Origin of the sequence: Microvirga calopogonii, assembly GCF_003347665.1 — a bacterium.
Classification (GTDB): Bacteria; Pseudomonadota; Alphaproteobacteria; order Rhizobiales; family Beijerinckiaceae; genus Microvirga; species Microvirga calopogonii.
Map to the genome: position 1 here is coordinate 1 of NZ_QDGA01000133.1, position 12,077 is coordinate 12,077.

A 12,077-nucleotide genomic window follows, 5' to 3' on the forward strand; every position below is an offset into this window, starting at 1 on the left:
CCGGACGTGTTGGCGGCCGGGGTTGATCCGGACGTGCACTATGCCGCCTTCGGCTGGCACGAGGGGCGCGATCCCGACGCCTTTTTCTCCACCAACGGCTATCTCTCGGCCAATGCCGATGTGAACGCCGCCCACATCAACCCGCTCGAGCACTACCACCAGAACGGCTGGAAGGAGGGGCGGGACGCCTCGATCAACTTCGACACCACGCTCTACCTTCAGCACAATCCCGACGTGAAGGCGGCCGGCATCGACCCGCTCGAGCATTATCTTGCCTTCGGCCGCTCTGAGGGCCGTCAGGCCTACGAGGCGGTCGGCCTGAATGTCAAGGGCGCCTTTGACGCCGAGTACTATCTGTTGGCCAACCCGGATGTGGGCGCGGCCGGGATCGATCCGCTGACCCACTACAACACCTTTGGCTGGAAGGAGGGGCGGGATCCGAATGCCTTCTTTGACACCTCAGCCTATCTGTCCACCTACAGCGATGTGGCCGCTGCCGGGGTCAACCCGCTCGAGCACTACATGAGCTTCGGCTGGCACGAGGGCCGCGATCCCTCGGGTAAGTTCGACACCTCAAGCTATCTCGCGGCCAATGCCGATGTGGTCGCGGCCGGGGTCAACCCGCTGCAGCATTACCTGCAGTTCGGCATCTATGAAGGTCGGTCCAACTTCGGCGACGCAATTATTGGGTAGAAAGGTTCGTGTCCGTACTCTTCGACTTGCAGGTGTAGAATGGATGATGCAACGTGTAATGCTGCATCATCCCTCACCCGCGCCTGGCTCTGTGCGGCGGAGATCTGTGAGGCCGATGAGTGTGTTGAAAGACTTAGCGACAGCAACGTTTAACTTCCGAACTACCGCTCTCGCCTATAAAGTCAGCTTAGAGCCGATCCCAATTACCTCTTTTTTCGAGGATGCGGTGTGTTGGGTGGATTGGATGATGGCGGGCGGCCAGCCTTCTTCGTGCCGGGCATCGTCAGCGCTGCGGGGGACGAGACCAGCAGGTCCGTCAACAACTCCAGCAAGGTGAGGTCGGCAGGTCCGGGCGGTGCGTCGGCCCGGAGCTGGTCGCCGTAGAGTGTTGCGGCCAGGGAATGGCGGAACGGCAAGGGCTCACCGTGTTCCATCGCCGCCAAGCAGAAATCGAGGGTCTCGGCATCGGGCGCCACGATAATGCCAAAGCCAGCATGGAACGGCCCGGCATCGAACAGCCGCAGGCCGATGACGGCATCTTCAGAGGCGGAGACCTCGAGGGCCTCGTCGACGAGCCAGACGCGACGCTGTCCGGCCAGCAGGTCCTCCAGCCAGAGCCCGGCGGCCTCATGGCGCTCGGCCACCCGGAAGACCGAGAACCACGCCCCGACCATGCGCTCCGCCAGGGCCCGCTCCACACCTGTCAGGCGCTCGCCTTTCTCAGCGAGAAAGCGGTCGAACGCACGCCGGCCACGCTGATTCGGCTCGAACAGCGCGACATCGGCCAGCATTTCAGCTGTGACCTCGTCTTCCAGCACCTCCGCCTCAGCCCACGGGGCAACCTGCTTGATGGCTCGGTTCAGGTCCGCCCGGCCGCACGCCTTCATCGCTTCGCTCAGCACGCGGCGGATGCCCGCCCGGATCGGGCGATACTGAGCCAGAACCTCGGCCCGGGTCATGGCCGCCCGCTCATGATCGCGTTCCCTTCAGTCACACGCTGGCAGATCAGGGCACAGGCGAGGTGGAGGAAAGCCGCATGGTTGGCCACCTTGCGCTCCCAGCGCACCAGCACGCGACGGCAGCGGTTGAGCCAAGCATGTGTCCGCTCGACGACCCATCTGCGAGCTCGCTCGCGCTTGCCTTTCCGCTGACCCACTTCCTCTCGCCAACCGCGAATATGCACCCTATAGCCGCGCCGCGTTGCCTCGTGTCGCGAGCCCGCATCATCATAGCCGAGGTCGAGACACAAATGGTGCACCATGGCTGTGCGGGCGGGACGCCGAGCCACCAGACTGTCGAGCGTTTCGGCCAGGAGCCGGTGGTCATTGCGATTGGCCGGCCCGACCGCGAGGGCTAAAGGCAGGCCCTTACCATCGATGAGCAGTGAGCGCTTCAGGCCCTGCTTGCCGCGGTCGGGGGGATTGCGCCCGACCACCTCGCTGCGCGACAGCGGCGCTTTCGTCAGGCAGCCATCGACCGCAAGCCAGCGCCAGTCAATCCCATGCACTTCATCGTAGCGCTGGGCTGCCACCCGCCATAGCCGGAAGAACAGCCCGGCCTGGACCCACTCCTGAAACCGGCGATGCGCGGTCGAGCCCGAGCCAAGCCCGGTGGCATCCAGGGCTTTCCACTGACATCCCGTCCGCAGCACGAAGATGATCGCGGCCAGGACAGCTCGGTTCGGCACGCGCCGACGCCCACCTCCGAAAGGGTGTGGCTTGGTAGGCTTAGGGATCAGCCTCCGGGCCAGGGACCAGAAGCGCTCGGATAACTGAAACGACGAACTCATCGGGGCACAACCAACAACTATTCAGCCCCCGTATATAGCCCCTCATCCTTGCCATTGCACGACAGCCAACCGCCACACCCGGTAATTGGGATCAGCTCTTAAGCTCTTCCCCGTCCAAGTTCCATCGGATGCCAGTTTGCGATGCCCAAAGAGCGTGCTGTCTATTCCAACCTCCCCTCTTCGCCAACCGGTCGGCCGCTCGCAGTCCGGATCGGACGAAGGGTCAGCAGCGCAGTCGAGAGTGCGATGGCGGACATCCACCAGCCCTGCCATGCGCCGTGACTGACCAGTGCGATCGCACTCGCCGATATGAGGGTCATCAGACCGACGCGCTGGATATCGGCTGGCGCTCTCCCAAGACACCTCAGTACCCAGAGAACGAGACAACTCAGCAGGAGAGCGCCGATCGCCCCCAATTCGACCCAGACCTGGAGAAAGGCATTGTGGGGATGGCCGACTTTCAGCATGGGTCGGTAAGCGGGGTCGATTTCGGCCGCGACTGGATGGTCGCCCATATGCGGCGACGACGCGAACCCCGTTCCGAAGATGGGATAGCGACGAGCGACATCGCTGAAGGCCTGCCAGAGTTCGATGCGCTCCCGTGAGTGTCCCCCCTTGGTCGCCTCGACCACGGTGTCAGGGACGGATCTGGCAACGATGCTCCCGAAAAAGGGCTGCATCCAGATCAGCCCGAGGAGAGCGATCGCGAGCAAGCGCCTCACCCAGACAAAAGGAGCATAGCTGAGCGCGAAGGTTCCGGCGGCGGCCAGCAGGCCGAGTTTTGCGGCCTCGCTGTCGGATATGGCAATCGTCGCCGTGGTCGCGAGCAACAGAATGGAGCAGAGCGCCGGTCGCCTGCGGAACCCAAGCAGGACGATGACTGGCGCCAGCAGCAGCGACAGCGTCACAACCGGCCTGTTTTGAATGAAGGCACCGACACGGTCGGGGAAAATCCATTGCAACGGAAAGTCGAGCAGAAGCTCGGTGCTGATCAACCCTCCGGCCACGAGCATTGACCAAGCAAGGGCTCCGACCATCCACCGGGGCGGCGGCGCGACACGCCAACTTGAGACCAGGATCGCCCCCGACACCACTGGAAGCATCGCCTCACCCCAGGAGAACAAGCCCAACGTTGGTCTCAACGCCCAGCCGAGGGAGATCAACGGATAGGCGATCCCGCACAGTACGAGGATGAGAGCACCCGTCCGCATCCCCTCGAGCGCCGAGCGATTGAAGCTGATGGCGCCGGAGGCAAGACGTGAAGCAAGTACGCAGAGAGCAGCAAAGGTCAAAAACAAAGAAGACGAGCGGTTGGCAACCGCCAATGCAATCGGAAGTGAAACGATCAACCCATGACCGATATTGTCGAGACGAACGCAGAGTTTTCTCTGTCTATTGAATATTGAAGCGTGATATTTTCCCTCTAATTTCTTCTCATTGTGCATCTCGCCAGCAAATTTCTGCTCATGGCCGTCATTATATTCCGCGAACATGCGCATTCTCGTCGTGTGAATCTTCAAAACCTGGCGATCCGCTTGTCGTGGGCATCGGCACCTTGCACCCGAGGGTCCGGACGAGCCGCGGAATGTCGCTCTTCGGCAGCCCGGCTATTGAATCAGCGTAGGCCCCTGTTGACGACAAATCACGGTTACCGATTGGTCAAGTTCGGGGCAAGAGCAAGGGCGTGGCCCGCAGGCTCATCCCGCCCGCTAAGGACAGCTGCAGCACCCGTTCAACTTGGCCCGGGTGAAGGCTCCCCATGAAGGTGTGGCCCAGAGCCGCTCGACAGCAGTGCGGTTGTTATAGGTCCAGTCCGGACAGGCTATGGGCGCCTCATTGGATTTGGGCGGGATTGCCAACTGGCACGGACACACCGGGTCCTAGGCTGACGCTGCCATCGGTCGCACTGCTCTCCTGCATTGATTTCAGCGACATCTGTCTTGACACTAACTAAGCTGCTGGAGGGATCTCGTAGCAATACCGTTGCTTTTCGAGGCAGGAGTCGGTTACCAACAATCATCTACCTTTACGAAGCCCGGCGAGGAGAGTTCAACAATCCCAACCTGGTATTCCGGGGCTTGAGCCGGCTGGTAGGTCGCGGCTTCGGGGCCGACTGGCGTCTATTGGGGGCAGACGTGCATTCTCTTTTTTCAGTTCAGCTCTTGCGTGCTGTGGCCGCCTCTATGGTCGTCCTACACCATATCCAGCTCAACGTAGCTCAAGGCCTTGGCCTTCCAAACGCACTGCCTAATCTTGTCGTCGGCTCCGCAGGTGTTGATATCTTCTTTGTAATTTCCGGTTTTGTCATGGTGGTCTCATCTGATCGCCTCTTTGGACAGCCCGGTGCAACCAAGCTCTTTCTCTTGCGCCGTCTGATCCGAATAGTGCCCCTTTATTGGACTGCTACGTCGATTTATGTTCTCTCGACGGGTGGCGGTTACACACTGGCACACACGCTGGCGTCTTATTTCTTCATCCCTTACGCCCGTCCCGACGGCGTGGTGCAGCCAATCCACGTTGTTGGGTGGACGCTGAACTACGAGATGTTCTTTTACCTTCTGTTTGCGCTGGTGATTGCTCTCCCGCGTCGGCTGGCGGTCGGCGCAGTCATCGCGGGTCTTGGTGCTACCGTCCTTATTGGGCGAGCGACACCGCAAGCGATGGATGCTCTTACATTCTGGTCCCAGCCCGTCATTCTGAATTTTGTGTTTGGCCTTGGCATTGGGCTCGCTTACAAGGAAGGGCTGCGTCTGCCCTGGCCGATCGCAGCGGTGCTGATTGGTACGGCGGCTTTTCTTTATGCCGAGCAGATCGGGGACGACTTTCCGTTACCATGGGAGCGGATCCGCGTGTACGGGTTCCCAGCCGCTCTCCTGCTGACCGGCGCGACCCTTGGGACGTTTGGCCCACCGCCTCAGTGGCTTCGTCCTCTTGGATCGCTTGGTGACTCGTCTTACGCGCTGTATCTGCTGCATACGGTGGTTCTTTGGGGCTGCCGCATGATTGCGATCAAGCTCGCTCTCCCAGTCTCTGCCGCTCCGTGGGCTTACGTGCTCGCCGTTATGCTTGCGTCTGTGATTGTCGCCGGAATCGCCCATAGGCTCCTTGATCACCCTGTAACGCAATGGCTGCGCGAGCGGTTGGTTGTGCCGTCTGGCACATCCAAGGCGATTGGAGCGCCTGTACAGGACGCTCAATCTTGAGCCCTCAAGAGGATGAAATACCACAAGCGGCTGGTCAGAAGGTTAGGCGTCAGGCTCGATCCGCGTCGCAGTGATTATGACCCTTTGCCGAGTGGCTCGGGCGAGTTGGAGGCACGTAGCGCTAAGGGCCGGTTTCCCTCAGGTCATCCGATCTGCTCGGCAAACAATCTCGGCTTGATCATCAATGAGCTGGAACAGCTGGGGCCACTTGTGCTGCGGTTCGGACTTCATCGAAGGCCCGGATCGCTGATTTCCGCCGCGACAGGGCCCGACGCTCATAGCGATCCAGCTTCTCGAGTTGTTGCCACTCAGATCGTCGTTGGTGGGCGCGCTGCTCTGCCTCCGCCCGTTGGCCCCTGATGCGGTCGACGTCCAGGCCATAGGTGAGCTCGTGCATGATTGAGGCCTCTTCAGCGCCCCGCAACTGCTCACCCACTCCCGCTCGGAAGGCTCGCTCGTAATCACTCACTGAAACCTTGAGCCGCCTGGGGCGGGGTGGCATAGGCTCCTCGGGCGGTGGATCCTGCCAGAACTCCGGACCCTGCAGCAGACGATCCAGAAGTTCGGTTTTGGCGTGGCGTGCGCGGAGCAGATCGACGGAGGCCTCAGCCACCCGGGTAGCGGCGGTCAGCACACGAGGATCGGTTTCTTTCTCACCAGCAATTATCTGAGCCAGATGTGCTACGTCTGGCGCAAGATCTGGTACGGCGGACGCGCGTATGGCGAGGCCATGCTTAAACGCATTGAGGCGGGAGTGTGCTTTGCCGGCCGCGGAACGCGGACCGGTGCTACGTTGCGCATTGGCTGCATTTGCGGCCTGCCGTTTCGAGCTGGTCATGTCCTGGCGGGCATAGTAGCAAGGACGGGCTGCGCCGAAGCGTCCACGACGTCAACGACTGAGCCTCCGAGTCGCCACGCCTTGAGTTCTTGGCGGCGTTCAAGCTCAGCTAAGACTTTGCTGCGGCGAGCTGCTTGAGTGGTGATGCTTCGGTCAATCCTCTCGATGTCGTCGAGTTTATCGGAGAGGGCCTGTGCCATGATGGAGTTCAGGTCGAAGCCGTAGTCCGTCAGGAGGTCTTTGACCTCTTCAATGGAATCCTCCTCGCCAAGCAAGCAGCACACGATCATGAGTTCGATGCGCTCGGCATCCAACGGCCTCTCCGTTTCAGGGCATTTGGCATTGTGAAGGACACGGGTCAGCACGCGCTTGCTGGCCACCCGAAGCAGACTGTCCTTGAGCCGCTCGAACCGTTCGATGTTCCAGGTGAGATCGACAATGTCTTTCACCAGGAGTTCGTCGAGAATGTCATCAGGCTTGGCCGCACGGGTGACAGTGGACAATAGCGCGTCGTAGGCGGCTTGGTCTTCGCCCAGGATGAGCGGACGCTTGGCGAAGAGCGAACCCAAGGTGCGGGGATGGACTTGGATGTCGTTCGTTCGCGTATCGCCAGGGTGGCTGTCATTTTGAGACGAGGAAGGACGCTTGATCCGCTCACCTTGGAACCTTTCGGGAGATGTAAGCGGAGGTGTGACTTTGTGGGGCATAAATGGATCCGCCTGTTTGATGCTATCGCGGCATGATCGAGAGGATGATCTCTGTCTCGCGCCCGGATCTGTGCTCCGGCCGTGGCGAGGCTCTCATCCGACCTGCCCCACCCGTGCATGCTCTTTTCCTCCAATATCACGTTCACAGGTCGATCGCTCCCCCAAAAGAGGCCCATTCTCCTAGAAAGCTGTGAAGGGAAAATTCCCACTTTGGCTGGTCCAGTTTCCAGGGGGCAGGACAGGACCAGATGGGCAGCGTTTCGTGCCGAAGATCGAGATGCTCTGGCGAGAGTACCGGCTGATGGCAGACGAGATCGTCGGCAAGCTTAAGCTAGCGCGCTCTACCATGGCCGCCTAGCTCACTCGGCATGGCTTGGGTCGCATGGCGGCGCTCAAGCCCGAGGAGCCACCCCGGCGATCAACGTCAGCATCGTGGCGACGAAATCCACCTGAACATCAAGAAGCCGGCGTTCTTCCAGCGGATGGGCCATCGCATCACGGGTGACCATCTGTGGCCTCAGGTCCGATAGACGGAAGCCATGACAACAAGCGCTTCATGCCCGTAGACCTCAGCAATGAGGATAGATCGCTGACGCTGTTTGCCCGCACGTTGTCGGTGTCCTGCTCGAAACACTCGATCGGCTGTCTGATGGCATTGGATGTCAGCCTCTCTCTTGGGGACGTCATTGATCGGTTCTCGCCAGGCTATGGCTGGGATAGCGGAGCCGGACACCGGGACCACCGCCATTTTCAGGAATGAATTGGACCCCGGCTTCACCAAGCGCACGGGAAAGAGCATCGATTGTAGGACCATGGGCGTTCAAGGGTCCGGGCTTGGCCTCTAGCCTTTTAATTGTTGGAAGCGAAACACCGGACGCCGAGGCTAAATCTTTTTGCTCCCAACGTAATAAAGCACGGGCAGCACGGATCTGTTCACTGGTGAGCACGGACGATACCTCAAGACCTATTTGATGCTCTAGGGATTGACTTTGAGCGTGAAATTTGATACTTTAGGCATCATAAGCGCTTGAGGTAAATCATGTCCTACACCAAACGCATCATGTGGCGCGCAGCCATGGAAAATCGTCACATGGAGCCTCGCCCACAGACGGCATCTTTTTCCCAAAGCCCACCACATGATCCTGCTACCTCAACCGTTGCTTCGCTAGGCGTGCGTTTGCACGTGGCTCCGGCGAACGTCGAGCGAGAGCGCCAACTAAGAAACTTAATCGCCTCCTGTGAAACATTGCGAGCCGAGTGGGAGCGCTTGTTTCAGCAGGTGATTGCCCTTCTCGATGAGGAGACCTCAATAGACCGGGGTATTAACCGCCCCTCCCCTCTCTCAGACCACGACTGAGGTGCCCTATGCCCTTCGTTGAGATCGAAGATGTGGGCACGAAGGCCCGACGGAAGCTCACTCCCCATCGCCGGCTTCAGGTGTGGGAGAAAACGGGCGGGATATGCGTCCTATGCTCTCGAAAGATCGAAGGTGGACGCGAGCGATGGATTGCGGAGCATATCCGCGCCCTTGAACTCGGTGGCGCCGATAATCTCGACAACATGGGCCCGGCGCATGAAGCTTGCGCCTTTGTGAAAACTCAGGATGATCATCGCCGGGCAGCCAAGGCGAAGCGTGAGAAGATTCAATATATCGGTGCTGACGGTGCCAAGAGGCCCCTGCCCTTCGGAAGGCACAGCCCCTGGAAGCGGAAGGTGTCAGGTCAGATTGTGCCACGGTGAACATATCAACTGTTTACACGCACCAACGGATGGACGGCTTCAGCAGCTTTGCCAGCCTCAATAAGAGGCGAAGCTACCCTCAGTAGCCTCGTTTATTGTCATTCGCGCTGGGGCAAAATTCTGGAGTAATGGCGGTCCTGACAGAGCCAGTGCATCGATGCTATCCCCATTGCTCCATCAACGCTCTCTATCATGAATCATTATCCAATGACGGGCGCCGTGCTGTAAGAACCGCTCTGTACGACAGGGTAATTATGTTCGAGGATCAGGTTGTCAGAAACGGCTCATCACCTTTGGTTCACAGGGAAGCTTTGCAGTGTCCGGATAGCCAAGACTGGTTTTATGGACAGCCATTTATGCCGCGATGTTATTCTTGATCACACAATGAGAAGCAGTAAATGTCAGGCAGTCTGGACTGAATGCGGGACTTAGCGGACCTGCAAGACTTGTTGTCACATGCTGATCACGATAAGGGTCTTCACGAGCTTAGTAGCACTCACATGAGCCGAAATGCGTTCCTCACTCCACACCTCGCCACGCGTTTGTTTCTTTGCCCACTTCGACACTGACGGGCATGTCGCAGACTATGTCTTTCGTTACCTTCATAAGCTGCGGGATCTCGATTTCACGATAGTGTTCACTACAACAGCAGTCATTAGCGCAGAAACCAAAGAAGCTCTCCTTGAAATTTGCTACGATGTTATTGTTCGAGAGAACCAGGGCTTAGACTTTGGCTCATGGGCTGAAGCTTATGCCCGCTATGGCCATGAACTAACCGGAGACCTCCTCCTTGCCAATGATAGTGTCTATGGCCCTATTGGCGACCTACGTGGACCGCTACAGGAACTCGTGAGACGAGATGCTGATTTTTATGGCTTTGTTGAAAGCCTTGATACAGCGCGGCATTTGCAAAGCTGGTTCCTGCTGTTCAAGCCGCATGTCTATCGCAGCCGGGCGTTTGAATCGGTCATGGCCCTTCCGTTCTCACGGATGAGCAAGCGTGAGATCATTGAGGGCGCTGAAATCGGTTTCAGCTCCACACTGACGGGCGCGGGCTTTCGTTATGTCGCGGCTTACCAGCCATCGGCGTCAGGCCTTTTGCCACGACTGCGTCCTTTCAATCCGTCGCACGTTCTCTGGCGTGAGTTGATCACGGACTGCCGCATTCCGTTTATCAAAGCTGAATTATTGCGTGCCAATCCCGCGGCTGTGTCCGATATCGAGGAATGGGAGTCCGTCGTCCGTGACATCGATCCCGAGATCGTGCCTCTGGTGAACTCTCACCTCTTGCGGAAGCAGGCGGCATTGAGCCCGCCGCAACGGCAGGGCATCCGGGCGTGGTTCGAAAAAAATTGGCCCTTGCGCCCGTTCGTCGCCCGTGATTATGCCTACACCAAGAGCGGCAGGCCGATCGCCACAGTGCTCAACGCAGCAGGTTTCTTTGCGATAGCGGCGACACGAAAGGTCCTCATCACAGTTCTGGAGCAGCTGATGTTCACGCGGGCCCATCACCGGCGTCGGTGAAGGGATCGCCTGTGCCCGCCCCCTTGGGCTCGTGTCGACTGGGCAGGCGCTTGCGCGTCGTCGAAGCCCGGATGGCGGACCGCCGGCGTGATGGGGCGCGGCGTTCATAGCGATCCAGCTTTTTGAGTTGCTCCCAGTCAGAGTGCCACTGCTTTGCCCACTTGAGGGTGTCCGCGCACTGCTGTTTGACTTGGCTCACCTCCATTTCTTATCGAATTTCTTGCTCAACTTGAGCCAGTTCGCGTTCTGAAAATTCCCTGATCCGATCCTTTGAGATAAGCCCGGACACGGGCCGCCTTTGTACAGCGGATGCGGGCTGGTGGAACCCGCAGCGGCTCTTCCGATGCAGGAGGCTGCAGAAATTCCGGGTCACGCATCATCCGATCCAAAAGCCCGGACTTAGCGCGGCGCGACCGTTGCCGATCAATGGCGACCTCCGTTACACGCCTGGCTGCGGCAAGCACATGTGGACTGGCCTCGTTCTCACCCATGATGATCATGGCCAAGTGCACTATCGCCGCGGCCAACACCAGCGATCAATACCTCCGCCTGTGGAGAGGGCGTCCTAGAAAGCGGCGGGGGAACGTTTGTGGACACGTCCGATTTGCGCGGATCGCCGGTTCTGGTTTCCCTTTGAGAGAATGCTCCTTCGTCGATCCTGAATGCTATCGCATGCGCGCCCGATTTTCTCAGTCGCAGACCGACCCTTCACCAAGCGATCAGCTGCGATGTGGCCGTCGGTAGCAAATTTTCGCGGCTGATGTTCTTTTATGACATGAGGCTTGGCCCGCCGCGCTTCGGATGACGGCAACGGAGTTTGAGAAAATAACTCTCGAACTCCGTTGCCCTTGGCGAACGCGAGATGTCAACTCGACCAGTATAGTCTAGCCCTATGCGATAAGTCCGTCGCCAAAGTTGGACCGACCTTCATAGATGCCGAACTGCAGGTAATGCTGCAGCGGGTTGACCCCAGCGGCGGCGACATCGGCATTGGCCGCGAGATAGGCCTTGGTGTCGAACTTACCCGAGGGATCGCGGCCCTCGTGCCAGCCGAAGCTCATGTAGTGCTCGAGCGGGTTGACCCCGGCAGCGGCCACATCGCTGTAGGTGGACAGATAGGCTGAGGTGTCAAAGAAGGCATTCGGATCCCGCCCCTCCTTCCAGCCAAAGGTGTTGTAGTGGGTCAGCGGATCGATCCCGGCCGCGCCCACATCCGGGTTGGCCAACAGATAGTACTCGGCGTCAAAGGCGCCCTTGACATTCAGGCCGACCGCCTCGTAGGCCTGACGGCCCTCAGAGCGGCCGAAGGCAAGATAATGCTCGAGCGGGTCGATGCCGGCCGCCTTCACGTCGGGATTGTGCTGAAGGTAGAGCGTGGTGTCGAAGTTGATCGAGGCGTCCCGCCCCTCCTTCCAGCCGTTCTGGTGGTAGTGCTCGAGCGGGTTGATGTGGGCGGCGTTCACATCGGCATTGGCCGAGAGATAGCCGTTGGTGGAGAAAAAGGCGTCGGGATCGCGCCCCTCGTGCCAGCCGAAGGCGGCATAGTGCACGTCCGGATCAACCCCGGCCGCCAACACGTCCGG

The 12,077-nt window shown here is 59.4% G+C and carries 9 protein-coding genes and 3 pseudogenes; 5 read left to right on the forward strand and 7 right to left on the reverse strand.

Going from position 1 to position 12,077, the window contains the following annotated elements:
- A pseudogene (locus tag DDF70_RS32910) lies at window positions 1–693 on the forward strand (alkaline phosphatase); the annotation flags it as partial.
- Between the two features lie 203 nt (window positions 694–896).
- On the opposite strand, the gene DDF70_RS32915 reads toward DDF70_RS32910, so the two are convergent.
- The 4 genes and pseudogenes from DDF70_RS32915 to DDF70_RS38485 all read right to left on the reverse strand — a co-directional run.
- Window positions 897–1,652: a DUF7986 domain-containing protein gene (locus tag DDF70_RS32915; RefSeq protein ID WP_114948804.1), complete on the reverse strand. Its 756-nt coding sequence runs from the start codon at window positions 1,650–1,652 to the stop codon at window positions 897–899.
- Window positions 1,649–2,482, reverse strand: coding sequence for an IS5 family transposase (locus tag DDF70_RS32920; RefSeq protein ID WP_114948805.1), 834 nt, complete (start codon window positions 2,480–2,482; stop codon window positions 1,649–1,651). The genes DDF70_RS32915 and DDF70_RS32920 overlap by 4 nt, the downstream gene beginning before the upstream one ends.
- Before the next feature lie 161 nt (window positions 2,483–2,643).
- Window positions 2,644–3,975, reverse strand: a complete 1,332-nt coding sequence (locus DDF70_RS32925; RefSeq protein WP_162820851.1) for an O-antigen ligase family protein — start codon at window positions 3,973–3,975, stop codon at window positions 2,644–2,646.
- A gap of 276 nt (window positions 3,976–4,251) precedes the next feature.
- Window positions 4,252–4,338: pseudogene (locus DDF70_RS38485) on the reverse strand (IS5-like element ISMex42 family transposase); the annotation flags it as partial.
- Window positions 4,339–4,422: 84 nt separating this feature from the next.
- Here DDF70_RS38485 and DDF70_RS32935 point away from each other — a divergent pair.
- Window positions 4,423–5,685, forward strand: a complete 1,263-nt coding sequence (locus DDF70_RS32935; protein ID WP_162820852.1) for an acyltransferase family protein — start codon at window positions 4,423–4,425, stop codon at window positions 5,683–5,685.
- Between the two features lie 834 nt (window positions 5,686–6,519).
- On the opposite strand, the gene DDF70_RS32945 is transcribed toward DDF70_RS32935, so the two are convergent.
- Together DDF70_RS32945 and DDF70_RS32950 are read right to left on the reverse strand one after the other, a co-directional pair.
- Window positions 6,520–7,092 (reverse strand): hypothetical protein, encoded by a 573-nt coding sequence (locus DDF70_RS32945; protein WP_114948809.1) that lies wholly within the window; start codon window positions 7,090–7,092, stop codon window positions 6,520–6,522.
- Between the two features lie 821 nt (window positions 7,093–7,913).
- On the reverse strand, window positions 7,914–8,177 hold the full coding sequence (locus DDF70_RS32950) for a helix-turn-helix domain-containing protein (protein WP_114948810.1): 264 nt from the start codon (window positions 8,175–8,177) through the stop codon (window positions 7,914–7,916).
- Between the two features lie 92 nt (window positions 8,178–8,269).
- Between DDF70_RS32950 and DDF70_RS37220 the strand changes: the two genes are divergently transcribed.
- The 3 genes from DDF70_RS37220 to DDF70_RS32960 all read left to right on the forward strand — a co-directional run bounded on the left by DDF70_RS37220 (window position 8,270) and on the right by DDF70_RS32960 (window position 10,494).
- Entirely contained in the window at window positions 8,270–8,587 is a 318-nt protein-coding gene (locus DDF70_RS37220) for a hypothetical protein (protein ID WP_162820853.1), read from the forward strand.
- An 8-nt stretch (window positions 8,588–8,595) separates the two neighbouring features.
- A complete protein-coding gene (locus DDF70_RS39410; protein WP_114948811.1) occupies window positions 8,596–8,970 on the forward strand; it encodes an HNH endonuclease in 375 nt (124 codons plus the stop codon).
- A 510-nt stretch (window positions 8,971–9,480) separates the two neighbouring features.
- Complete coding sequence (locus tag DDF70_RS32960) at window positions 9,481–10,494, forward strand: rhamnan synthesis F family protein (RefSeq protein ID WP_114948812.1); 1,014 nt, start codon at window positions 9,481–9,483, stop codon at window positions 10,492–10,494.
- A gap of 890 nt (window positions 10,495–11,384) precedes the next feature.
- Here the strand turns inward: DDF70_RS32960 and DDF70_RS32970 are convergent.
- Window positions 11,385–12,077, reverse strand: a pseudogene (locus DDF70_RS32970) (hypothetical protein); the annotation flags it as partial.

Coding starts and splice junctions, on each gene's coding strand:
- DDF70_RS32960 (WP_114948812.1), top strand. CDS start 9,481: ATGCGTTCCTCACTCCACACCTCGCCACGCGTTTGTTTCTTTGCCCAC.
- DDF70_RS32920 (WP_114948805.1), bottom strand. CDS start 2,482: ATGAGTTCGTCGTTTCAGTTATCCGAGCGCTTCTGGTCCCTGGCCCGG.
- DDF70_RS32925 (WP_162820851.1), bottom strand. CDS start 3,975: ATGTTCGCGGAATATAATGACGGCCATGAGCAGAAATTTGCTGGCGAG.
- DDF70_RS32915 (WP_114948804.1), bottom strand. CDS start 1,652: ATGACCCGGGCCGAGGTTCTGGCTCAGTATCGCCCGATCCGGGCGGGC.
- DDF70_RS37220 (WP_162820853.1), top strand. CDS start 8,270: ATGTCCTACACCAAACGCATCATGTGGCGCGCAGCCATGGAAAATCGT.
- DDF70_RS39410 (WP_114948811.1), top strand. CDS start 8,596: ATGCCCTTCGTTGAGATCGAAGATGTGGGCACGAAGGCCCGACGGAAG.